Origin of the sequence: Agarivorans sp. QJM3NY_25 (assembly GCF_050870875.2) — a bacterium.
Taxonomy (GTDB): Bacteria; Pseudomonadota; Gammaproteobacteria; order Enterobacterales; family Celerinatantimonadaceae; genus Agarivorans.
Genome location: NZ_CP194041.2, coordinates 4,280,914 through 4,304,424, shown reverse-complemented (window position 1 = coordinate 4,304,424; position 23,511 = coordinate 4,280,914). Strand labels below are relative to the sequence as shown.

Annotated in this window: 17 protein-coding genes and 1 pseudogene; 4 read left to right on the top strand and 14 right to left on the bottom strand. The window is 47.0% G+C overall.

Going from position 1 to position 23,511, the window contains the following annotated elements:
* Positions 1-333: 333 nt before the first annotated feature.
* From accC to ACRRSW_RS19595, 4 genes are all read right to left on the bottom strand, one after another.
* A complete protein-coding gene (accC, locus tag ACRRSW_RS19610) occupies positions 334-1,677 on the bottom strand; it encodes an acetyl-CoA carboxylase biotin carboxylase subunit (protein ID WP_432455891.1) in 1,344 nt (447 codons plus the stop codon).
* 12 nt (positions 1,678-1,689) lie between these two features.
* Positions 1,690-2,127: an acetyl-CoA carboxylase biotin carboxyl carrier protein gene (gene accB / locus ACRRSW_RS19605; protein ID WP_432455892.1), complete on the bottom strand. Its 438-nt coding sequence runs from the start codon at positions 2,125-2,127 to the stop codon at positions 1,690-1,692.
* A 37-nt stretch (positions 2,128-2,164) separates the two neighbouring features.
* Positions 2,165-2,611: a type II 3-dehydroquinate dehydratase gene (aroQ, locus tag ACRRSW_RS19600; protein ID WP_432455893.1), complete on the bottom strand. Its 447-nt coding sequence runs from the start codon at positions 2,609-2,611 to the stop codon at positions 2,165-2,167.
* Positions 2,612-2,754: 143 nt separating this feature from the next.
* Entirely contained in the window at positions 2,755-4,140 is a 1,386-nt protein-coding gene (locus tag ACRRSW_RS19595; RefSeq protein ID WP_432460226.1) for an MATE family efflux transporter, read from the bottom strand.
* 132 nt (positions 4,141-4,272) lie between these two features.
* Between ACRRSW_RS19595 and ACRRSW_RS19590 the strand changes: the two genes are divergently transcribed.
* Positions 4,273-5,121 carry an AraC family transcriptional regulator gene (locus ACRRSW_RS19590; RefSeq protein WP_432460225.1) on the top strand — a complete coding sequence of 283 codons (849 nt, stop codon included), beginning with the start codon at positions 4,273-4,275 and terminating at the stop codon, positions 5,119-5,121.
* Here the strand turns inward: ACRRSW_RS19590 and ACRRSW_RS19585 are convergent.
* Positions 5,118-5,747, bottom strand: coding sequence for a TetR/AcrR family transcriptional regulator (locus tag ACRRSW_RS19585; protein WP_432460224.1), 630 nt, complete (start codon positions 5,745-5,747; stop codon positions 5,118-5,120). The genes ACRRSW_RS19590 and ACRRSW_RS19585 overlap by 4 nt on opposite strands.
* A gap of 174 nt (positions 5,748-5,921) precedes the next feature.
* Here ACRRSW_RS19585 and ACRRSW_RS19580 point away from each other — a divergent pair, with 174 nt between their 5' ends.
* A complete protein-coding gene (locus ACRRSW_RS19580; protein ID WP_432460223.1) occupies positions 5,922-7,160 on the top strand; it encodes an efflux RND transporter periplasmic adaptor subunit in 1,239 nt (412 codons plus the stop codon).
* Positions 7,161-7,165: 5 nt separating this feature from the next.
* Positions 7,166-10,346, top strand: a pseudogene (locus ACRRSW_RS19575) (efflux RND transporter permease subunit).
* A 174-nt stretch (positions 10,347-10,520) separates the two neighbouring features.
* Here the strand turns inward: ACRRSW_RS19575 and ACRRSW_RS19570 are convergent.
* The 4 genes from ACRRSW_RS19570 to ACRRSW_RS19555 form a co-directional block, all read right to left on the bottom strand.
* Complete coding sequence (locus ACRRSW_RS19570) at positions 10,521-10,886, bottom strand: rhodanese-like domain-containing protein (protein WP_432455899.1); 366 nt, start codon at positions 10,884-10,886, stop codon at positions 10,521-10,523.
* A 277-nt stretch (positions 10,887-11,163) separates the two neighbouring features.
* A complete protein-coding gene (acs, locus tag ACRRSW_RS19565; protein WP_432460222.1) occupies positions 11,164-13,116 on the bottom strand; it encodes an acetate--CoA ligase in 1,953 nt (650 codons plus the stop codon).
* Positions 13,117-13,310: 194 nt separating this feature from the next.
* Complete coding sequence (locus ACRRSW_RS19560) at positions 13,311-13,943, bottom strand: 3'-5' exonuclease (RefSeq protein ID WP_432455901.1); 633 nt, start codon at positions 13,941-13,943, stop codon at positions 13,311-13,313.
* A gap of 8 nt (positions 13,944-13,951) precedes the next feature.
* Entirely contained in the window at positions 13,952-15,751 is a 1,800-nt protein-coding gene (locus ACRRSW_RS19555; protein WP_432460221.1) for a DUF294 nucleotidyltransferase-like domain-containing protein, read from the bottom strand.
* Between the two features lie 306 nt (positions 15,752-16,057).
* On the opposite strand from ACRRSW_RS19555, the gene ACRRSW_RS19550 reads away from it, so the two are divergent.
* Positions 16,058-19,591: a PAS domain-containing hybrid sensor histidine kinase/response regulator gene (locus ACRRSW_RS19550; RefSeq protein WP_432460220.1), complete on the top strand. Its 3,534-nt coding sequence runs from the start codon at positions 16,058-16,060 to the stop codon at positions 19,589-19,591.
* Positions 19,592-19,641: 50 nt separating this feature from the next.
* Here the strand turns inward: ACRRSW_RS19550 and ACRRSW_RS19545 are convergent, their stop codons facing one another.
* The 5 genes from ACRRSW_RS19545 to ACRRSW_RS19525 all read right to left on the bottom strand — a co-directional run bounded on the left by ACRRSW_RS19545 (position 19,642) and on the right by ACRRSW_RS19525 (position 23,421).
* Positions 19,642-20,301 (bottom strand): response regulator transcription factor, encoded by a 660-nt coding sequence (locus ACRRSW_RS19545; protein WP_432460219.1) that lies wholly within the window; start codon positions 20,299-20,301, stop codon positions 19,642-19,644.
* Between the two features lie 67 nt (positions 20,302-20,368).
* Entirely contained in the window at positions 20,369-20,977 is a 609-nt protein-coding gene (locus ACRRSW_RS19540; protein ID WP_432455905.1) for a LysE family translocator, read from the bottom strand.
* A gap of 150 nt (positions 20,978-21,127) precedes the next feature.
* On the bottom strand, positions 21,128-21,502 hold the full coding sequence (locus tag ACRRSW_RS19535; protein WP_432460217.1) for a DUF5522 domain-containing protein: 375 nt from the start codon (positions 21,500-21,502) through the stop codon (positions 21,128-21,130).
* A 70-nt stretch (positions 21,503-21,572) separates the two neighbouring features.
* Positions 21,573-22,469: a LysR family transcriptional regulator gene (locus tag ACRRSW_RS19530; RefSeq protein ID WP_432460216.1), complete on the bottom strand. Its 897-nt coding sequence runs from the start codon at positions 22,467-22,469 to the stop codon at positions 21,573-21,575.
* A 175-nt stretch (positions 22,470-22,644) separates the two neighbouring features.
* Entirely contained in the window at positions 22,645-23,421 is a 777-nt protein-coding gene (locus ACRRSW_RS19525; protein ID WP_432455908.1) for a substrate-binding periplasmic protein, read from the bottom strand.
* Between the last annotated feature and the right edge of the window lie 90 nt (positions 23,422-23,511).

Below are 23,511 nucleotides of genomic sequence, written 5' to 3'. Positions count from 1 at the left end.
ATAATCTATGCGCCACCCAATTTGAGTTACCGCATTCTTAGTGTAAGCCATAAATATAGATGCCGCCGTTTACAAATGCCACAACGCTTAACCTGAGTGTAACAATTGCCTTACACTTATGCGACGCAGCTCGAGGGTTTAGCCACGCGATATGTATACCCGATGGCTTGGTTTATTTAGCTAATAGTCAATGGTTCAAAGCTTGGATAACCAGCATATAATCAACGCAAATCGATTTTTAATGGGATCAAAGTTTATGTTTTTAAGGGGGAATTGGGCAAAAAAAAGCCCCCGTATTAATTCGAGGGCTTGTTATCTTCTATTCGTTTACGCTTACTGAAGACCGAGTTTTTTCTCAAGGTAGTGGATGTTGGCACCACCAAATTGGAAATTTTCGTCTTGCATGATTTTTTGCTGTAAAGGCACGTTGGTTTTTATACCATCGATAACTAACTCCGATAAGGCATTTTTCATGCGTGCAATCGCAATATCACGATTCTCGCCGTAGGTAATCAACTTACCAATCATTGAGTCGTAATAAGGCGGCACTGAGTAACCGGCATATACGTGAGAGTCCCAACGGATCCCCATGCCACCCGGAGGATGGAAGCGATTAATGCGACCCGGTGAAGGAATGAAGCTTACTGGATCTTCGGCATTAATCCGACATTCGATGGCGTGACCCGTAATTTTCACCTGATCTTGACTAAAGGACAGCGGTTGACCTGCTGCAATCCGCAGTTGTTCTTTAATTAAGTCGATGCCTGTCACCATCTCGGTGACGGGGTGTTCAACCTGAATACGGGTATTCATTTCGATGAAGTAGAACTCACCATTCTCATATAAGAACTCAAAAGTACCAGCACCACGATAGTTAATTTCTAAACAAGCACGGGTACAACGTTCACCAATGTAGCGCCGCATGTCTTCGGTAATACCCGGCGCTGGTGCTTCTTCTACGACTTTCTGGTGACGGCGTTGCATCGAACAGTCTCGTTCACCTAAGTGAATTGCGTTGCCTTGACCGTCGGATAATACTTGAACCTCTACATGGCGAGGATTTTCCAAGTATTTTTCCATGTAGACGATATCATTATTAAAGGCCGCTCCGGCTTCAGCTTTGGTCATCGCAATGCTTTGCACTAATTCACTTTCTTGATGAACCACGCGCATACCACGACCACCACCACCACCAGCGGCTTTAATGATTACTGGGTAACCAATTCGCTTGGCGATTTGAATATTTTTCTTTTCATCTTCACTAAGCGGGCCGTCTGAGCCAGGTACACAGGGAACACCAGCTTTTTTCATTGCCTTAATCGCTTCAACCTTATCACCCATCATGCGGATGGTCTCAGCTGTGGGGCCAATAAAAATGAAACCACTTTTCTCGACGATTTCAGAGAATTCGGCATTCTCTGATAGAAAACCATAACCCGGGTGAATTGCGACTGCATCGGTGACTTCAGCTGCGGCAATAATGCGTGGAATATCTAAGTAACTTTCACTTGCAGCGGGTTTACCAATACAAATGGATTCATCGGCTAATAAGACGTGCTTTAAATCGCGGTCTGCGGTTGAGTGTACGGCAACAGTCTTAATACCGAGCTCTTTACAGGCGCGCAAAATCCGTAGGGCAATTTCACCACGGTTAGCGATAACAACTTTATCTAGCATACAAATGCCTCTTTATTCGATGATGAATAGCGGTTCATCAAACTCAACAGGATTACCGTCTTCAACTAATATCGCCTTCACAACACCGGCTTTGTCAGAGTCGATTTGATTCATCATCTTCATCGCTTCAATAATGCAAAGTGTGTCACCCACATTCACTTGCTGACCTTCTTGTACAAATGGTTGTGCTTCTGGAGAAGACGAGCGGTAAAAAGTGCCAACCATAGGCGATAGCAGTTGATGACCTGATGAGGCTTCTTTTTCTGCTGGGGCTGCGCTTGGTGCGGAAACTGGCGCGGCTACGGGGGCTGGCGCATAGATTGTTTGTTGCGCAGCACCACTAAAATTGCGGCTAATGCGTACCGATTCTTCACCTTCGGTAATTTCTAATTCGGCAACACCTGACTCTTCTACTAATTCGATTAATTTTTTAATCTTGCGAATATCCATAGGGGCTCTCTTTTATCGTATTAGGTTAATTAAATGGCTACTGCTGCAACTGGGCGAGCGCAGCAGTTAAAGCAAATTGGTATCCTTGGCTACCTAGACCACAGATCACGCCTTCGGCCTTATCAGCAAGATAAGAATGATGGCGAAAGGGCTCACGTGCATGCACGTTAGATAGATGGATTTCTATAAATGGGATGTTTACACCGAGCAAGGCATCACGTAGTGCTACACTGGTATGGGTAAACGCCGCAGGGTTGATTAAAATAAAATCAACTTCTCCCATGGCTTGATGGATCCGGTTAATTAGTTCGCCTTCAGTATTGGACTGAAAATCATCAAGGCTGGCACCCTGCGCTTCGGCTTGGGTACGTAAGAGCTGCACAATATCGTCTAAAGTTTGTCGACCATAAATTTCTGGCTCTCGTTTTCCGAGTAAGTTTAGATTTGGACCATTGAGCAGCAAAATAGAGAATTTGTTAGACATTTTCGTTGAAAACTCTACTTAAGTTATCGAACTGGTGATTTAAGAAAGATTAGCACATTTTTTGAAAATAAATATGCTAACTAACTCTAATTTTCGATGATTATAGTGTTTTCGCAGAAAATGGCAGCATTTTTCTGGTCTAATCAGTTCGTTTCGGCAAATGAACTGGTAGTTAGGTTGCGTAGCCATTTTTTCTGATTCATCCGCCAAAAACATAGGAGAGCCTTACAAACTTCTTCACTTAAGGCGATGCAATAGGCGGTTAACAGGCTAACATCAAACACTAAAATGGCAATAGATGTGGCCATTAAGCCCACGCCCCATTGGCAAAATGTATCGGACATCAGACAAAATCCATTGTCGCCACCGCTACGCAGGATCCCATTAATCAGTACCATGTTAAATATTCGGATCCAGGTGGTTGCCGCGAGTATTAATACTAACTGCCGAGCCAAGTTTAGGGTGTCACTTTCTAGGGCTCCAAATAAGTTGAGTAATGGATAGCTTAGTAACCATACCAGCACGCCAATTCCCATCGCTGCAATGGGGCTTACGATGAGCGACGCGCGAGCATCTGTCCATGCTTGAGTAAATTGGTTTACACCTAATTTATTGCCAATCATGATCGAGCAGGCAGCTGAAAAGCCAATAAAGCAAGAGATTGCGATCCCTTCAATCGGGCTAATTAAACTCATCGCTGCTAGGGCATTTGTCCCCAGTTGCCCATATAAGGTGGCATAAACAAATACCCCAATCGACCAAATACCAAAATTGATAACTAAGGGGGCCGCCAGTTTGGCATAGTTAAGCCATTCGGTTTTATGGAGTTGCCAGAAGCCGATGAAACAAACCTTAAGTAGCGGGTGGTCTTGTAACTTTAAAATAACGGATAGAATCAGTAGTTGTAATGCTCGAGCGACAACTGTGGCGATCCCTGCGCCAACAACGCCCATTGCTGGAATTGGCCCTAAGCCGAAGATCAATAGTTGATTTAAGGCAATATTGGTCACGACCGCAAACATACTAATGTACAGTGGCAGTTTGGTGTTTCCGCTCGCCCGTAAGGCGGATTCAACGAGAGTGACTGGTAAGGTAAATAACAGCATCAGCGCGGTGACTTGAATGTAATCGGCACCAATTGCGATGAGCTGGGCATCGCTGCTTCCCCATTGCATAATGGTTGTTGGGCTTAGCGACATGAGGCCAAGAGCGATAGCGGTAAACAGTAATCCTGCGTAAAACGACAGCGCTACGGTACGGCCAATGGCGGGCCAGTTTTTTGAGCCCCAATGCTGGGCACTGAGTGTGGCACAGGCGGTAGAGAAACCGTTTAAAATAATAATCGCAACAAAAAAAGCGCGGCCAGCATAACCCACCGCAGCCACTTCGGCGTCTCCGATGGTCGCTACCATGAGCACATCGACTAAGCTTAATAAGCTGAGCAATACAGCTTGTAGCGAAATCGGCCAAGCGAGACGCCAAAACTGCTCTAACCAAGCGCGATTTAATGAATTGGGAGATGTGTGCATAAAAACCTCAAAACGTGAGCTTCATCTGATTGAAGCTATCTAGCAAGTGACGATAGACGGCGGGATCCTATCTTATTTGCTCCGCATGGCACATAATTGAAGCTATCCATAATATGTTTAAAACTATCATTTATGAATCTTCGTCATTGGCAAGACAAGCTCGACATCGGCCCTCGTTGTGTCGAGCGCTTCCTCACCACCGAACGATTTTCGGAGTTGGCTGAATTACAGGTGAGTTTAGCGGGGGTTTCTTATCTTCGTGGTGAATATTTTGTGAGTCGGCGGGCACCCAAGGAACATTTGTTGGTGTTATCGATGGCGGGGGCCGGTCGCCTGCATACCCCGCAAGGCCAGCAGCGGATCGGTCCGAATGAAATGCTATTGTTACCTGCGGGGGCACATTATTCGATTAGCCTGGCGAGTCACTTTTGGCGACATAATTGGTTATTATTTTCGGCTGATCTGAGTTGGTATCGTTTCCCATCGCAAGCGAAGGTATTGCAAATAGATTCAGGCCAAAGCATCGACCAGTGTTTAAAGCTATTACTGGATGAGGAGGTAAAACAACAGCCCGATCCTTTGGTTGAAGCGGCCTTAACCCAGCTACTCAAACGTTATTTATTGCAGTTACTCAAACCACTAAAGGGCGAGGCGCCCAATCCTTTGCATAATTTAGAGCAACAGTTGCGTTCTTCACTACATTACCCTTGGTCGGTGACTGATATGGCGCAGCGTTTGTCGGTATCAGAAGCCCATTGTTACCGTTTGTTCCGACAAGAATTTCAAACCAGCCCTAAGCAATATTTAACCCGTTTGCGTTTGGAGCATGCTCGATATCTATTGCGTGAGAGTAATTGGTCGATAGAGGTCATCGCGAGTCAACTGGGCTATCAAGATGGTTTTGCCTTTGCACATCGCTTCAAAAAGTACTTTTCTATTTCTCCAGGACGTTATCGTCGTGATAAACAAGCGAATACTTAGTCTGTAGCAGGATCTCGAGTGGCGTTTTGAAAGGTTGCCAGTGTGAGTTTTGCAATTAGTTCTAGTTGTTGGATGCTGGCACCGTTGGTGGCATGTACGTTCAAGCCTTGTAGTACTGTTGCTAAATAATGCGCTAATGCTTCGGGGCTCGCGTCGGCCCTTAGGTCTTGTTCTTGTTGAGCTCGTTGAAAGCGTTGTAATAAGGCTGCTCCTGCTTGGTTACGTCGGTCTTTGAGGGCTTCTTTAATGCTATTGGCTGATGGTCCACAAGACAGGGCTGCTTGTATGACAACGCAACCCTGAGGTTGTGTGGGGTCGCTAAGGTTGGTAATAGCCCCCTGCAATATATGTTCAGCCACCTGATAAGCTGTTGCTTTTGCTAAGGCCGGATAGAAATAGGCGTTAGGCCGCTGCTCATAAAGTTCGATGGCTTTAAAAAAAAGCTGTTCTTTATTACCAAAAGTGGCGTACATACTGGGTTTGTTAATCCCCATGGCCTGAGTTAATTCATTTAAGGATGCGCCTTCATAACCTTTTTCCCAGAACACTTGTAGTGCAGCGGCTAAAGCTTTCGCCGGGTCAAAATTACGGGGGCGACCTGGATTGCCACAGCATTTCAATGACATCAATGATCCTTAAGTTTTTATTAATCGTTCTCATCTTACCACTTTAAGCGGTTCAAACAATTAAATACCACTCGGTACAAAAAACAGCTTGAACCCGGTCACGTTTCAATACTATTATACCGAGCAGTACAAAAGGGATTTATCTCACTACATTTATTATTTGAGGGACCTGCCATGGCTTCTGTTTTCGATTTAGTCAAATTGTTCTGCATGGGCGTACTTAGTATTAGCCTCGTCGCATGTGGAAAGTCTGAGGCCGCAGGTGATGTTGCACCTCCACCACCCTCTGTTGAGGTGGCTAAGGTGTTGTTAGAGAAAATTACCGAAACAGACTTATATACCGGTCGTCTGCAAGCGCCGCAAACCGTGATGGTGATGCCACGGGTTTCTGGCTATATCGAGCAGGTGTTATTTACGGAAGGTAGTGTGGTGAAAAAGGGTGAGGTGTTATTTAAAATTGATGCCCGCGTCTTTGCTGCAGAAGTGGCTCGCTTAGAGGCCGAATTGGCCAGCGCTAAAAGTAGTTTTGCCTTAGCCAAGAAAAACTACCAGCGAGCGCAGGCCTTGAGTCGTCAACAAGCGATAGCCGATGAATTGCTCGACAGTCGGTTTTCTGCTCAAGAGCAAGGCGCTGCGTCGGTGGCCTCGATTAATGCTGCTTTATCAAGAGCCCGCCTAGACCTCGCCTTTTGTGACGTGCGTGCGCCGATTTCGGGGCGCGTTTCGAATGCTCTTATTACGGCAGGCAACTATGTCAATTTGGGTGAAACGTCACTCACTCGTATTGTCTCCACCCAGCATATGTATGCTTACTTTGATGTGGATGAACAGAGCTTTCTCAAGTATCAACAGTTAACGGGTGTCTTACCACGAGCTGGAAACGCAGATAGTGTCGCGGTGGTGCAAATGGCTTTGGCGAATGAGTCTCAATTTAGTCATCTAGGGCGGATTGACTTTATTGATAATGCGTTGAGTCAAAACACTGGTACGATCCGTTTGCGAGCTCGTTTTGCGAATCCAGATGGCGCGTTATTACCGGGCATGTATACCCGTTTACGGATCGCAGGCAGCAATAGTTATCAGGCAACATTGATCGATGATAGAGCGGTGGGCACTGATTTGAACAATCAGTTTGTATTGGTGTTAGATGAGCACAATGTGGTGCAGTATCGTCCAGTGGTTCTGGGCGAAGAGATCAATGGCTTACGAATCGTCAGCCAAGGTTTGTCGGGCTCAGAGCGGATCGTGGTAAATGGTTTACAACGAGTTCGCCCACAAATGCAGGTCACTCCGGTGGTGCGTAGCATGGCTAGTGAAGCGGTGCTCTCCACCCTGCATGACTCTCAGCGTTTATTTCAGCAACAGTATCAACGCTTAAGTTCAAATCCTGATATTTCTGCTCAGCAAGGATAGCCCTCATGTTTTCTCAGTTTTTTATCAAACGACCGATATTTGCGGCGGTGTTATCGTTATTGGTGTTTATTGCGGGCGCTATTGCGGTGTGGCAATTGCCAATTACTGAATATCCGGAAGTTGTACCTCCTACGGTGGTGGTGACGGCCAATTATCCTGGAGCCAATCCGAAGGTGATTGCTGACACTGTCGCCTCTCCGCTGGAGCAAGAAATTAACGGTGTGGAAAACATGCTGTATATGTCTTCTCAAGCCACCTCCGATGGCCGAATGACCCTCACTGTGACTTTTGCCATTGGCAGTGATGTCGAACAGGCGCAAGCCCAAGTGCAAAGTCGGGTTGACCGAGCCACCCCGCGTTTGCCAGAAGTGGTGCAACGTTTAGGGATCACCACCGAAAAGTCTTCGCCTGATCTGACCATGGTCGTTCACCTGACTTCGCCGGATGAACGTTATGACTTACTCTATTTATCTAATTATGCGGCATTAAATGTTCGAGATGAGCTGGCGCGCATCGAAGGAGTGGGCGCGGTGCGTCTATTCGGTGCTGGAGAATACAGTTTAAGAGTTTGGCTCGATCCTAATAAAGTGGCGGCTTTAGGTTTAAACCCCAGCCAAATTATCACCGCGATTCGTCAGCAAAACCAACAAGCTGCAGCAGGCAGTTTAGGAGCACAACCCAGCGGCGAGTCTGACTTTCAGTTGTTAATCAATGTGAAGGGGCGCTTAGACAATGTAGACGAATTTGAAAACATCATCATCAAAGTGGGCGATCAGGGCGAGATTAGCCGCTTAAGAGATGTGGCTCGGGTGGAATTAGGTGCCAGTAGCTATGCGCTGGGGTCGATGTTGGATAATAAGGATGCTATTGCAATTGGGGTATTTCAGGCTTCGGGTTCCAATGCGATTCAAATTTCGGAAGATGTACGAGCGAGAATGGTCGAATTGGCGAAGGGATTTCCGCAGGGTTTAAGCTACGCCACGGTTTATGATCCCACGGTATTTGTTCGTGGCTCAATTAAGGCGGTGGTTAAAACACTGTTTGAAGCTCTGTTGCTGGTGGTGTTTGTGGTGGTCTTGTTCTTACAAACTTGGCGCGCTTCAATTATTCCTTTGGTGGCGGTACCGGTATCGCTGGTGGGAACTTTTGCCTTCATGCATTTGCTGGGTTTTTCGCTAAACGCGCTGTCTTTATTTGGTTTAGTGCTGGCCATCGGTATTGTGGTAGATGACGCGATTGTCGTGGTGGAAAATGTCCAGCGAAATATTGCCAATGGCTTAAGCCCGGTTGCTGCAACTCAGCAAGCGATGAAGGAAGTGACGGGCCCGATTGTCGCGACCACTTTGGTTTTGGCGGCGGTATTTATTCCGACGGCCTTTATGTCTGGTTTAACAGGACAGTTTTATCGGCAATTTGCCTTGACCATTACCATTTCGACCTTTATTTCCGCGCTAAACTCATTGACCTTGAGCCCTGCCTTGTCGGCCTTATTATTGAAAGGGCATGATCAGCCTAAAGACCGTTTGACTCGGATCATGGACGGTCTGTTCGGTAAATTGATTTTTGCACCGTTTAATCGACTGTTTGATAAAGGCGCCAGCGTCTATGCGGTGATGATTAAAAAAATCATTCGCTTAGCGGCACTGGTTGGGATTATCTATGTGGCTTTGCTCGGGTTGACTGGCTATCAATTTATGAATACGCCAACTGGTTATGTACCTAGCCAAGATAAGCAATATTTAGTTGCCTTTGCTCAATTGCCCGATGCGGCATCACTACAGCGCACCGAAGCCGTGGTGAAACAAATGACAGACATAGTTCTCGCCCAGCCGGGAGTTGCGCACGCGGTGGCTTTTTCCTGGTTTAAGTATTAATGGTTTCACCAATAGCCCGAATAGTGCGATTGTGTTTACGCCTTTAACTGATTTTTCTCAACGCCAAGATCCGAGTTTGAGTGCGAATGCGATTGCTGGCGCGTTGAATCAAAAATTTGCGGGCATCCAAGAAGCCTTTATTGCGATTTTCCCGCCGCCGCCAGTGCAAGGTTTAGGCAGCATTGGTGGTTTTAGGTTGCAGATCCAAGATCGCGCCAACTTAGGTTATGAAGCGCTGGCGAATGTCACCATGCAAGTGATGCAAAAAGCTTGGGCGGATCCGGCCTTAGCGGGGATATTTTCGAGTTATCAGGTGAAGGTGCCCCAGTTACAGTTGGATTTAGACAGAACCAAGGCGATGCAGCTGGGAGTGTCTCTGGATGAGGTCTTTACTACCTTGCAAGCTTATATGGGCTCGGTCTATGTGAATGACTTCAATAAATTTGGACGTACCTATCAGGTAAATATGCAAGCAGATGAGCAGTTCCGGCAGTCGCCAGAGCAGATTAGCCAGCTTAAGTTGCGTAATCGTGATGGTGTGATGATCCCCCTTGGATCGTTTATGTCAATAGACTCGGTTACGGGCCCCGATCGGGTGATGCATTACAACGCCTATACCACTGCTGAAATCAACGGTAGTGCGGCAGCGGGTTACAGTTCGGGGGAAGCGCAGGCCGCGATTGAGAAAATCTTAGCGGAGACGCTACCGATAGGGATGAGTTATGAGTGGACCGAGCTAAGTTATCAGCAGCAGCTTTCTGGGAATACCGCGATGTTTGTTTATCCCTTGGTTATTTTGTTGGTGTTTATGGTATTAGCCGCGCAATACGAAAGTTTACGCTTGCCGATGGCCATTATTTTGATTATTCCGATGACCTTACTTTCGGCAATTAGTGGGGTATTGTTATCGGGAGGGGACAACAATATCTTTACTCAAATAGGTTTAATTGTGTTGGTTGCTTTAGCCACCAAAAACGCGATCCTAATTGTCGAATTTGCCAAAGAATTGCAGGATCAAGGTCGTACGGTGATGGACGCCATCTTGGAAGCGGCTCACCTGCGCTTGCGGCCAATATTAATGACATCCATCGCCTTTATTATGGGGGTGGTGCCGATGGTCTATTCTACTGGAGAAGGGGCTGAGATGCGTCAGGCAATTGGTGTGGCAGTATTTTATGGCATGATTGGGGTCACTGTATTTGGTTTGTTACTCACCCCCTTATTTTACTATTTACTCGCGCGGCGAGTACCTAAGGTAAGCGTGGATAGTCAATCGGCAGTATTCGATGAGACTCATTTGATCGCAAAATAAGCGCTTGTTGTATCATTCACTAAAGGCAGGCTAAATCGCCTGCCTTTGTTATTACTGGACGACTGATCTTTAAGGATGGTTTACTGGCGCAGCGGGTTTATTGTCTGAAGTTAGACTGAATCAAGCATCTAAGATGCAGAGTAGTATCAACCAGCCGTTATCGAGCAACGCCGTTTAGGGCTTTTCAGCCAGCATTTCTTGTAGGCCGCCGCCATTAACCACTTGCTGGTAGCCCATTTGTTGTAATACCTGTAAGGCGTAATTGGCCCGATTTCCTGAGCGACAATAAACGACTATCGCTTGGTTTCTGTCTGTGGTGAGTTGTTCAATATGGGCGGCGACAGTTTGATGCGGCATATTTTGGGCGCCGTTTAAGTGTCCTTGTTGGAATTCATGAGGGCTACGGACATCAATTAGCAATGCCTGTTTATCGGTGATGTATTGCCAGGCCTGCTCGGCTCGTTCAGTGGCTAAGCTGGTAAAGCTTACAACGCTACTGGATAACAGCAGCAGAATTGCCACAATTTTAGTCTTGTTCATATTTTTCCCTACCATGAAGTGAGTCCTATATAAAAACATCAATTTTGATTTGGTTTCAGTTTAATCTTAAGTGACCGCGGATAGTTTGATCTGGTTCCACTACAGCAGGTTTAGCTTGGCCGCTGGATTTTGATCCCAAGCCTTAGGTTGATAGTGGTGAGTCGTTTAAAAATAGGAGGCTGTTTTGTAGAAATGCCAGTTTCTACGCTGTGGTTTTCTCTTATGAACAAAAAAGCCGTTTGCAGTCGATGCAAACGGCTGAATATCGCACTTAGATTTAAGCTGCGTTCGATTTTTCCTGAATTAACTTATCAACCACCGATGGATCCGCCAAGGTTGAAGTATCCCCCAAAGAGTCGGTTTCGTTGGTGGCAATTTTACGCAAAATACGACGCATAATTTTACCAGAGCGGGTTTTTGGTAGTGCTTCTGCCCAGTGCAGGATATCGGGGGTGGCAATTGGCCCAATTTCTTTGCGCACCCAAGCTTTGACCTCTTTGTGTAGCTCGGCGCTGGGTTCTTCGCCAGCCATGAGGGTGATGTAGGCATAGATGCCTTGTCCTTTGATTTCGTGGGGCACGCCTACCACAGCGGCCTCTGAAATCTTCGGATGCGCGACCAAGGCACTTTCAATTTCGGCAGTGCCCATTCGGTGTCCACTCACGTTTAATACATCATCGACCCGACCAGTGATCCAATAATAACCATCTTCGTCGCGGCGAGCGCCATCACCAGTGGTATAGGAGCCGGGGAATGTGGAGAAGTAGGTTTGTTCAAACCGTTCATGATCACCATAAACGGTGCGCATTTGTCCTGGCCAGCTGTCTTTGATGATCAAGTTTCCTTCGGCGGCACCGCTCAGCTCATTGCCTTCATTATCGACCAAAGCAGGTTGAACGCCAAAGAAGGGGCGAGTCGCAGAGCCCGGTTTGAGTTCGGTGGCTCCTGGAAGGGGCGTAATTAGGATCCCGCCAGTTTCGGTTTGCCACCAAGTATCAACAATTGGGCAGCGTTGATCGCCAATGGTACGGTAATACCACTCCCAAGCCTCTGGGTTGATGGGCTCACCCACCGAGCCCATAATCCGTAGGCTACTGCGGCTGGTGCCTTCGATCGCTGCATCGCCCTGAGCCATTAGGGCCCGGATTGCGGTGGGAGCGGTGTATAAAATACTTACCTGATGTTTGTCGCAGACTTCGCTCATGCGTGCCGAAGTTGGGTAGTTTGGCACCCCTTCAAACAAAATGGTGGTTGCGCCATTGGCAAGCGGGCCATAAACCAAATAGCTGTGACCTGTGATCCAGCCAACGTCGGCGGTACACCAATAGATGTCACCTGGGTGATAATCAAAAACATACTTAAAGGTCATGGTGGCATACAGTAAATAGCCGCCAGTGGTGTGCAGTACGCCTTTGGGCTTACCCGTTGAACCCGAGGTATATAAGATAAATAAAGGATCTTCCGCGTTCATGGGTTCTGGTGGACACTCGGCGGCTTGATTTTCGCAGGCTTCGTGCCACCAAACGTCGCGCTTGTCGTGCCAGCCGACTTCTGCACCGGTTCGTTTGAGGACCACCACGCTTTTCACAAACTCACACTCGGGGTGCTCCAAAGCTTGGTCAACGTTTGCTTTGAGAGGTACACCACGACCACCCCGCAAACCTTCGTCGGCAGTAATCACGTATTTTGAATTCGAGTCGATAATGCGTCCTGCAAGCGCTTCTGGAGAGAAACCACCAAACACGATGGAATGTACTGCGCCAATTCGGGTACAAGCCAGCATGGCCACCGCGGCTTCGGGAACCATTGGCATATATAGGCAAACCACTTCACCTTTTTTTACGCCTTGGGCTTTTAGTGCATTGGAAAATTTGCAGACTTGCTCATAGAGTTCTTGGTAGGTGAGCTTGCTGTCTTCGTCTGGGCTATCACCTTCCCAAATAATTGCGACTTCGTTACCACGTTGTTGTAAGTGACGGTCGATACAGTTAGCGCTGACATTTAGTAGACCATCTTCGAACCATTTAATGCTGACGTGTCCGGGATCGAAGCTGCTATTTTTCACTTTGCTGAAGGGTTCGATCCAATCCAGCAGTTCTTTACCGTACTTGCCCCAGAACAGTTCGGGCTGTTCAATTGATTGTTGGTACATGTCTAAGTATTGTTGATTGTCTAGTAGGCAGTCTTCAGCGATATTTGCTTTAACTGGGTACAGCTTGTGTTCACTCATGTTCCTCTCCTTGCTTCCTCATGATGAGGCGGGATATCGTCAATGACGTTTCGGATTTTGATATAAGATTCGCACTGACGTCGCGTGTCGACAATTAGACTTTTGGTTAATTATTTGTAAAGAATAGTGAAATGTTTTATTAATCAAAGTGCTTCTGATTGTTATCGGTGATAATTGAGAGCCTGCTCACGGTGCTAACCAGACCTTAGCTTGGGGAGTGCCATGGTGGGGCGGGGGCCGTAGGTTAAACGTAAATAAATCATCGCGGCGGTTATTGCATCGTCAATCGCTTGATGACGTCCCGACAGCGGAATATTCAGGCTATTACAAATATGTTCCAGGTCGAGGTTGGGACTGATCCCCACATGCTCGACATGTACCTTGTCGGCAAACATTCTGCCCACATCGATGAGTGGATTGAGTAATTTAAAACCGTACAATTGTCGACAATGGCGATTGAGAATGCGTTGGTCATAGCCGATGTTGTAACCCACGATGGCTCGTGGGCCAATAAATTTGAGCAAGGCTGGCAGAGCGTCTTCGATACGACAACCTTGCTGTAAATCACGATGACGTAGCAGGTGAATTTTAATTGAGTCACCAGCCAGTTTATCGGTGGCTTGGATCTTCGCTTCGAAGGGCTGACTAGTTAAGATTTTATTTTCATCGATCAGTACCGCACCTATCGAAACAATGTCGGCTTGGCGGGTGTCTAAGCTGGTGGTTTCCAGATCGAGCGCGACATATTGCTGACCACGATAACGTTGAAATAACTCGGCGAAGTCGCTGTGTTTATATTTACGCTGATACAGAAAACGTTGCAGCATTACTTCGCCTAGTAATCGCGGATATTGAAGTGTAAGGCCAATTGCTGCTTAAACTTTTTCACCACATGTAAACCGTGGCGCAATAGATCCCGTTGACTATGATTCAATTGTTCCAGTTTAAGGGTGTGATAGTCATGCTCTTCGTCGATCGGGAATAGCTGTTGAATACGTAATTTGAAAAACAATAAGAGAGCTTCGGTGAGATTAGCGGCCATGTCGGCTTCTAGGATCTTAAGTTGAGCCAAACATTCAATTCGCTCTAGGGTATTGGTGGGGATGACTGATTGCTCTAGGGCGAGAGCTCTCACGCCATGAACAATGGGGAAGATGCCGCCTTTCTTGATGTCTAAACCAGCGTGTTTCGATTTGATCTTGCCAAATAGGGTTAGTGGCGTGTGAAATTTTAAGGCCGGTTGAGCAAAAAACGCCAGAGTCACGCTGCGTTTGGCCATTTGCGCCATTAAATCTTTACGCATATGCCGTAATAGGCTTTTATTGCCAGCAATGGCATGGGCATCCAAGATAATGGCGATGTTCATCATGGCTTCACCGTGGCCAATTTCGACCCAGTTGGCGATGGTTTCACTCCATTGACTTTGACTTTGTACCCATTGCGGATTGTTGACCATGATCTTGCCAGGACAAGGCGGATAACCTAGTTGTAGCAGGTAATCGCTGAACTGCTCTAGCTGCTGTTGTTTTTCCGGCCAATCGTAACCATCTTCGAGCACCAGACCGTTGTCTTGGTCGGTCTTAATGATTTGCTCTGCGCGCCCTTCACTCCCCATCACCATTAAACACACATGGCTGTGATGCTCTGGGGCGATGGATAAATCAAACACCCGATGAATGATTTGTTCATTCATGGTGGCCAATAGCTTCATCACAAATAAGGTGCGAATACCGTTATTGCAAAGGTTTTCCACGAGCCGGTTGAGAGTGAGGGCCGCTTCGCTGAGTTCTTCAATGCTTGAGGCTCGTGCAATACGTAAGGCTAATACATGGGAATGAGTGGAGAAGAGGCTGAGCAGGTGAGACATTTCCATCACGCCAATGATTTTTTGCTCATCTTTTACCACGACTCGTTCGATGTTATTACGAGTCATCAACAACATGGCATTAAATAAAAAATCGCCTTTATTGACACTAATTAAGTTGAAATTAGCTAACTGGCTAACTGGTGTATCCAGCGATTGCTGCACTAATACTGCAGCGTGTAGTAAATCAGTACCGGTTAACATACCGAAGCAACCATCGTGATTAACTAATAGAGATTCGAGTTTTTGTTCACGCATGATAAAAGTGGCTTGTTGGAGTGAGGTTTCCCCTTCAATCACCACCGCTGGCTGCACGTTACGCTCATCGATGCAGGTTAAAATGAACTCGGCTAGATTTTTATTGCCTTCACGGGATTCTACTAATTGATGGCGAGTCGCCAAATCGCGCTGAAAGTAATCACCAAAATCACTGTTTTCGCTGACTAGCTGACGAAAAATACGGCTGGGCAAGGCATAACAGAGGGTTTCCTCTAAGGCGAGGTAGTCATGTTTGGCGTAACCACCAAACTGTGAGCGTACGTCGAACCAATCTTCATGGGTATAGTGAGCGAACACTTCATCATTGTTGTCAGCTCGCTCTTCAACCTGCCCCTTAATAATAATAAACAGCGCTTCTGCTTCGGTGCCAGCAGTCACTATTTTCTGCTGACTTTGAAAATAATGAATATCTAAATTGCTGCTGACCAGTTGCCGTTGCTGAGGCTCTAGTTGGTCAAAAGGTGGGTGCTGGAAGTTGAAATCTGTGCTCATCGCCTCACCATGGGGTAGGATAACTCTATGTCTTGGTCACAGATAAGCATGTCTTTTTTTGTTAGTTTTACCTAGACGACTTTAGTCTAAATCATGCTAAAGCGCGGCCTGAAAGGGGCGCGCGATAGCGATTTGCGCCAGCCCCTGCCCCTTGTTAGGAATGAGTGAGGGATTTGTTTGGTTTTTGAGGCCGTCGCATTTTTGCCGTGATAAAAGTGCTTTTATGTCGAATTAAAATCGACCACCAAAGATAACCAGCTTTAGGGCTAGATAGGATCTCTGCGAGTCACAAGGAACGGATTCAAGATGGAAATGGTAAGCGAAGGTTGGTTAGTGATTCCGCTGTCGTTGGTTTACTTGGGGGCTTTGTTTGTCATTGCCTACTATACCGATAAAAACCAGAGTGAGCGGCTGCGTTGGCAACCGGCTTTTTATAGCTTTTCGATCGCGGTGTACTGTACCTCCTGGACGTTTTACGGCACGGTGGGGCAAGCCAGCGAAAACCTGCTATCGTTTATTCCTATTTACCTTGGTCCAATCTTGTTGTTTCTATTTGGCTGGAAGCTGTTAGCGCGGCTGATCTTAATTGCCAAGCGTGAACATATTACCACCATCGCTGATTTTATTGCCGCCCGTTACGGTAAATCGCAAACTCTGGCTGTGGTGATTTCCTTAATTTGTATCATTGGTATTTTGCCCTATATCTCGTTGCAGTTGAGGGCCATTGTGATGGGTTTGGATTTGTTTGGTGGCGAGCCAATGCGACAAGCGGTCGGTGAGGGCAGTAGCTCACAAATTGCCTTGTTTGTGAGCATCGCGCTGGCGATTTTTACCATGTTGTTTGGAACCCGCCATATTGATGCGACGGAGCATCACCGCGGAGTCATTGTCGCGATCGCCTTCGAGTCTTTGATTAAATTGCTGGCCTTTGTTTGTGTCGGGCTGTTGGCTATTAGCCTGCTGTGGGATTTACCTGTAGAGGCTCAGCAGGCGGTAGGCGCCTCAATGGGCAATAAATGGCAGCAACTGAGTATCGCCAATGTGAGCGATTTGGTGGTGGCGACATTGTTGGCTATGTCGGCGGTAATTTGTCTGCCGAGGCAGTTTCATGTCACGGTGGTTGAAAATAATCAGGTGAACGACCTACAGACCGCACGCTGGTTATTTCCCGCTTATTTATTGCTGTTGGCGGTTTTTGTATTGCCGATCGCTTTTGCTGGAGACTATTTATTGCCTGCGGGAACTCCTGCCGATAATTTTGTGATTAGCCTGCCGCTGGCGGCTGGGCATAAGATCCTTGGGATGGCGGCCTTTTTGGGTGGGACTTCTGCGGCCAGCGGTATGGTGGTGGTGTCGACCATCGCCTTAGCGATTATGGTAAGCAACGATCTGGTGTTGCCCTTATTACTGAAACAAGGCGGATTAAGTCAACGTAACTTTGCTCAGTTTAGTGAGTTGTTATTAAACGTACGCCGTACCACTATCTTAGTGATCTTGTTATTGGCCTGGGGCGCATTCTTGATCCTTGGAGAGGTCGGGAATTTGGCCGATATTGGCTTCTTGTCCTTCGCCGCGATCGCTCAGTTAGCGATCCCCTTGGTTTTTGGTTTGTATTGGCGGGAAGGCAACCGCACTGGTGTGTATGCTGGTTTATCGGTGGGCATGCTGTTGTGGTTGCTCAATTTATTGAATATTACCGATAGTTTGCCGCATCTATGGCCAAATTGGTGGCTAATGCAGAGTATTGTCGAGGGACTGACCGCTCCCCAGTGGGATGGTCAACCCTTAATCTCGAATAATAACTGGGGGGTTGTACTGAGCCTAGTGTGTAATTTGCTGGCCTATTTACTCGGCTCTAAATTATCCAGTCCGGCGGTTTCTGAATGGCTACAGGCCAGCAGCTTTGTGGGGCAACTTGGTAAGACGGATGATGCTGGGGCGCTCTATCAGTCGAAGGTGAGTGTTGAAGAGCTGCACATGCTGTCGTCTCGTTTCCTTGGGACACAGCGCGTTAACGAGAGCTTTCAAAAGTACGCGGCTTCTCGAGGCTTGCAACTGAGCCCTAACCAACAGGCCCCAGTAGAATTAATTGCTGAAACGGAGCGGATGTTGGGCGGGGTATTTGGCTCTTCTTCGGCTCGTTTAGTGCTTGGTTCGGTATTACAGGGGAAGCAAGTTCAGCTGGAAGAGTTTGCTTCAATCGCTGAAGAAGCATCTGGATTGTTACAATACAACAAACATTTATTGCAGGGGGCGATAGAACATATCGACCAAGGAATTGCTATCGTTGATATTGAGTTGAAGTTGGTTTCTTGGAATCGTCGTTATACCGAATTGTTTGAATTTCCTCATGGCCTATTAGTGGTTGGGCGTCCTATTGAAGAGGTGATCCGTCATAATGCGATTAATGGTTTGTGTGGGCCGGGTGATATCGAAGAACATGTTGAGCGGCGGGTGGAACACTTACGCCGTGGCTCCAGCCATACTTCTTCACGTGTCCGTTTAGACGGACGCGTGATCCAGGTGCAAGGGAACCCGATGCCTAACGGCGGTTATGTGATGACCTTTAGTGATATCACAACCTTCAGGCAGGCCGAAGATATGCTCAAGCAGGCCAATGAAATATTGGAGGCGCGAGTTGCTCAGCGAACTCAACAATTGTCTTCGATTAACCAGCAATTGGTACAGGCGACACTGTCGGCTGAGCAGGCGAATCAATCCAAGTCTCGGTTTTTAGCGGCGGTCAGCCATGATCTGATGCAACCGCTGAACGCGGCCAAACTATTTGTGGGTTCCTTACTGGAATCAGAGATGAGTAAAGAAGCCGAATTTTTAGCGGCAAGCATTGATAAGTCGTTGTATTCGGCGGAAGAGATCATTAGTGATTTACTAGATATTTCACGTTTGGAATCGGGTCGGGTGGAGGTGAGTAATGAACAGTTTGAGGTTGGTCACTTGTTGGACCATATTCATGCAGAATTTTTGCCTTTGGCGCAACAACAAGGGGTTGAGTTGAAGTTGCAAGCCAGCAGACTAACGGTGAGTACCGATAGCAAGTTGCTGCGGCGGATCTTACAAAACTTTTTAACCAATGCCTTACGCTACAACCCTCAAGGGAAAGTACTATTGGGGGCTCGCCGCAAAGGTAATTACCTGCGCTTGGAAGTCTGGGATAACGGTCCCGGTATCGAGAAAAGCAAGCAGCAGCAAATTTTTGAAGAATTTCAACAGCTCAATAAATCGGGCCGAGCGAGAGATGAAGGCTTGGGTCTTGGTTTGGCGATTGCTCAAGGATTTGCTGAATTATTAGAAATTCCGATTGGGGTAGAATCAACCCCCGGCAAAGGCTCGGTGTTCTATGTGACAGTGCCCGTTGTGGAGGCGCTTAATGTCCACAAATTGAGCCCCGTTGAACATGACAATATTAATGTTACCCAAGGGGCCAAGGTGCTGTGCATCGACAATGAGCCCGAGATCTTAGTTGGCATGGAAAGTTTGCTGAGTCGTTGGGGTTACCAAGTGCTGTGTTGTGAAGCGGTCGAGGAAGCGGAAGCGTTGATTGCCGATGGTTGGATCCCTGAGCTGATTCTAAGTGACTACCATCTTGATCATGATAAAACGGGTCTCGAGGCGCTACAGCGGCTGATCCATCAAGGGAAGCTGTCCTGTCATGGCATTGTGATTAGTGCCGATCGTCATACCGACTTGATTGACCGGGTGCGCGCTCAGGGCTTTGCTTACTTAAGTAAACCACTACGACCTTTGCGTTTGAAGAAATTATGCCAACAACTGCTGAACAGTAAAACCGCAGCCAACTATTGGCTGAAACCAAATGCCTAAGCCCCGAATATCATCGAGTCGGATGATTTGGGGGATGTGATCTCTTTGGCTTAAAGAGGGCTATCTTCGGGTCTAGGCTCTAGTTCTAATTGCTGTAGGGCGATCACGGCTTGAGTCCGGTTTTTTACATTGAGTTTGCGGAAAATCGCGGTCACGTGCGCTTTAATTGTCGCTTCAGAGACATTCAGCTCATAGGCAATTTGTTTATTTAGCAAGCCTTCATTGAGCATCACCAAAACTTTGTATTGCTGAGGCGTTAAGCTGGCCAAACGCTCCGCAAGTGGATCTTGTTCGGCACTTTTTGCAAAACTAATACCTTCGGGGTACCAATCATCCCCTTCGATAATATGTTGGATCGCCGCAACCAATTGCTGCAAGGGGGTCGATTTTGGAATAAAGCCTGTCGCCCCAAGTTGCTTGGCTTTTTGTACAACGCTCGTTTCTTCACTGGCAGATATCACAACAATCGGTAAATCAGGATATTGGCCATGTAAGTGAGTAAATGCCGAAAAACCATTTGCTCCGGGCATTTTTAAATCGAGTAATAATAAGTCGGGCTCGCGTTGGCTATCGAGCAATTCAAGTAAATCACTTACGTTTTCTGCTTCGAGCAATCGTGAATCGGGGACAGCGGTATGCACCGCCTGCTGCAGCGCACTACGAAACAAGGGGTGGTCATCCGCAATAATGATCTTGTAGGTATCGTCCATAATCAGGTGTTTCAGCCTTTTTTTTGACCATAGCACCAAGCGCTTGTGGATTCAATTTGCTTACTGGTTAACTGTGAAGGCCGAGCAAAGTTCCCATCCCGAGTAAGCTTGAACCGCTAAAACGATTAACCCATTGTTGGTAGCGCTGCAGTTTCATTTGTACTCGATGATGAGATAACAAATGTACCAACAAACACCACAACAGGCTGGTTTCGAGTAGTAAGGCGGCAGCCAAAATCAACTTGTCGCTAAACGCGGTCTCGCGACCGATAAACTGGCTAAAGACACTAACCACAAAGACCAGAATTTTAGGATTTAGCAAATTACAGGCAATGCCACTCAGGATGACTTTTTTACCCGCCTGGGGCTGTGAAGCTTTGCCAATTTTAAGTCCTTGCGGGCGACTGAGTAGGGTTTTAAGACCGATGAAGATCAAGAAACCTGCGCCACTCCAACGCAGGATTTCAAATAGTAGCGGAGATTGTTGGATGAGCAGTGATAAACCCGCGATAGCGAAGCAAATGTGAATACTAAAGCCTAATAACACACCACATGCACATAGACTGGCTTGGCGCTTACTTTGGGTCGCGTGGCGAAGCACCATCACCATATCTGGGCCGGGGCTGAGCATGCCGAGTAGGTTAATTAATAATAATGCACTTAAGGCTTCGAACACCGGATTAATCCTTGCAATTAAAGAGCTACAGATGAAACAGCGGCTAGTGTAAGAACTTAAGTGAAATATTAAAATGGAATTGTTGATATCTAAAGTATTCCATTTTGGAATTCTTTGGTGAGACTTAGAGGGTTGGTGTTGGCTGGGTATTTATTTTGGCCGTTGGCGCTTAGGATAGGGACAGTTTCTACAGCCATTGCCACAGCAACTGCCTCGCTTTAGATGATACCAAGCACTAAACACCATTAATCCGTCTTTTTCTTGATAATCGATGTGCTGCTGTAGCGGGCTTTGATTATTTTGGTAGCGTTGAGCTAAGGCTAATAACTCATGGTGTGGCATGGTTTGGCATAATTGCTCTAGTTTTTGGCTGAGTTTTTTAGCCAAACAAGGGGCGCAATAACAGCTTTGCTCACTTAAATCGGCACTCACCGGCAAGATACTAGGCATCTTCATACACCAGCAATTTTTGTCGGCACTGCAATTGAGGGCTTGTCCACAGCCGGGACAAGTGTGTTGGCTCATATCTGTTCTCTACTCGATTAACTTATAAATGTGGCCCAGTGGCTTGTTTTAGCTTAACGGCTTCTGTGGGCTAAGTCATTGCTTGGTGTAGTTGCTGCCTAAACCAGCTATGGGCGGGGTCGTGATGGTTACGATGGTGCCAAATCAGTGAGTAGTCGAAGCCGCTCGCAGTAAAAGGTAAGTCGACAATCGCTAGCGGGCGTTGTTTGATTAACTGCTGAGCAATTTGGGCTGGCATGGTTAGAATGAAACGAGTCTCGGTTAAGATCTGCAGGGTGGCGAAGTACGATGAAGCTTTGAGCTGTATTTGCCGTTGTAAACCTTGTTGATTGAGGTAACGGTCGATTTGCGAGTTTTTATCGGCGCCAGTGGTGATGATTGCATGTGGATAACGGCAATAATCGGCTGCGCTGGGCGAACTGATATCGAGGTAAGGATGATGTTTATGCATCAAACAGACGAGATGATCGCTGCCTAAAGTGATGGCGTGCAACTCACTGCTATCTTGTGGTGGCAAGGTTAAACCTAGGTCAACTTCACCGCTATGTAATAAACGGCTGGTGGTGTGGTCCCAGTTACATAGTTCAATATTGAGTTGGGGGGCTTGCTGGTAAATTTTACTTAAGACTTTGGGTAATAAATGTTCGCTGACATAGTCAGAGGTTGCAATACAAAAAGTACGTTGGCAAAGGCTGGGCTCAAAGGCTTGTTGATGCAACAGGCTTTCTACTGAATCTAATAACGGGGCTACTTGTGCTTTTAATTCAAGGCCCTTAGGCGTGGTTTGTAATTGTCCTTGCACCCGAACTAATAGGGGATCGCCAAAAACATCGCGTAACTTGGCTAAATGCTTGCTCATGGCTGATTGACTCAGGTGCATTTTTTCGGCTGCACGAGTCACACTTTGTTCTTGCAACAGATAATATAAGGCACTGAGCAGGTTTAAATTAATTCTTCCCGGTTGCATAGGTCGCCTCAAGTAGGGATGGGGGCTTAGCTTAACTGGCTCGCGGTTCGCTGTATAGTGCGCTTGAATTCCGCCAATGAGTGGCTCGCTAGGGCTGCTTGTCACGCGCCTGGTTTGTTCGAGCAAGCAGCTGACCGCCCCCTGACGGCATCAGCCAAAATAAATATACAGCCTGTCACTGAGTGGGGCGAGAGGTTGCTAAGCTTGTTTGCATGTACTTATCAAAAATAGCTTGATAACTACCGTTGGCTTTTAGGGTGTCCAGAGCGGCTTGCCAGCGCTGAATTTCACTATCCGGCAGGTCTTTGTGAGCGGCGATATATAAGTCGGAGCGAAATACCTGAATCGGTATTTTCTCGATGCGCCGCATATCGACGGCCAGCATACGCATGTTATGGCTTACCCCTAAGTCGGTATCGCTTATGGCAATATCTGCGCGCCCTAGCAGGAGTTTCTGATACACCTGCATGCTGCTGGTGGCTGTCATATCAAGGTTCTCGAAGCCCTGCTCTAATAACAGACTGGGGATGATGCCTTGATGGCGAGTCGCAATACGTTTAACGCGTTTAAGGTCGGCTAAACTGTCTACAGGAATGCGATGGCCTCTGCGCTTATAGAAGTAAATGCTGCCGTCACTGAGTGGACCAATCCATTTGTATTGCTGTTCCCTGCTGGGGGTGCGAAACAGCGAAAACATCATGGTTTGAGGACGGGAATTAAGGACGCGGGTGCTCCTCAGGCTTGGTAGCAGTTGGATCTGATAGTCTTCGTTCAGTAGCTTGAGGATGCCTGCTACTATTTCGGTAGAGAAGCCTACCAGTTTGCCATTTTCTTGGTAATTAAACGGAGCCCATTCCTCGGTTACCAGTAGCATGCCTGGTTTGTCAGTGGCGACAGACAGCGCAATATTGCTACAGCATAGCCATATCAAAAGGAGTAATTTTATGCGCATATACCATCCTGTTACTTGTGCGCCGGCCTTTTGGTTTACGCCAGCGCCACAGCCCTTGCACTGCAATTACGGATCATTACGGGGCTGTTG

Excerpts from the sequence above, each read along its gene's own strand:
- acs (WP_432460222.1), bottom strand. The coding sequence starts at position 13,116 with ATGAGTGAACACAAGCTGTACCCAGTTAAAGCAAATATCGCTGAAGAC.
- ACRRSW_RS19545 (WP_432460219.1), bottom strand. The coding sequence starts at position 20,301 with ATGGACGATACCTACAAGATCATTATTGCGGATGACCACCCCTTGTTT.
- aroQ (WP_432455893.1), bottom strand. The coding sequence starts at position 2,611 with ATGTCTAACAAATTCTCTATTTTGCTGCTCAATGGTCCAAATCTAAAC.
- ACRRSW_RS19560 (WP_432455901.1), bottom strand. The coding sequence starts at position 13,943 with ATGCTGCAACGTTTTCTGTATCAGCGTAAATATAAACACAGCGACTTC.
- ACRRSW_RS19535 (WP_432460217.1), bottom strand. The coding sequence starts at position 21,502 with ATGAGCCAACACACTTGTCCCGGCTGTGGACAAGCCCTCAATTGCAGT.
- ACRRSW_RS19525 (WP_432455908.1), bottom strand. The coding sequence starts at position 23,421 with ATGCGCATAAAATTACTCCTTTTGATATGGCTATGCTGTAGCAATATT.
- ACRRSW_RS19595 (WP_432460226.1), bottom strand. The coding sequence starts at position 4,140 with ATGCACACATCTCCCAATTCATTAAATCGCGCTTGGTTAGAGCAGTTT.
- ACRRSW_RS19590 (WP_432460225.1), top strand. The coding sequence starts at position 4,273 with ATGAATCTTCGTCATTGGCAAGACAAGCTCGACATCGGCCCTCGTTGT.
- ACRRSW_RS19580 (WP_432460223.1), top strand. The coding sequence starts at position 5,922 with ATGGCTTCTGTTTTCGATTTAGTCAAATTGTTCTGCATGGGCGTACTT.
- ACRRSW_RS19550 (WP_432460220.1), top strand. The coding sequence starts at position 16,058 with ATGGAAATGGTAAGCGAAGGTTGGTTAGTGATTCCGCTGTCGTTGGTT.
- ACRRSW_RS19585 (WP_432460224.1), bottom strand. The coding sequence starts at position 5,747 with ATGTCATTGAAATGCTGTGGCAATCCAGGTCGCCCCCGTAATTTTGAC.
- ACRRSW_RS19555 (WP_432460221.1), bottom strand. The coding sequence starts at position 15,751 with ATGAGCACAGATTTCAACTTCCAGCACCCACCTTTTGACCAACTAGAG.
- ACRRSW_RS19570 (WP_432455899.1), bottom strand. The coding sequence starts at position 10,886 with ATGAACAAGACTAAAATTGTGGCAATTCTGCTGCTGTTATCCAGTAGC.
- accC (WP_432455891.1), bottom strand. The coding sequence starts at position 1,677 with ATGCTAGATAAAGTTGTTATCGCTAACCGTGGTGAAATTGCCCTACGG.
- ACRRSW_RS19530 (WP_432460216.1), bottom strand. The coding sequence starts at position 22,469 with ATGCAACCGGGAAGAATTAATTTAAACCTGCTCAGTGCCTTATATTAT.
- accB (WP_432455892.1), bottom strand. The coding sequence starts at position 2,127 with ATGGATATTCGCAAGATTAAAAAATTAATCGAATTAGTAGAAGAGTCA.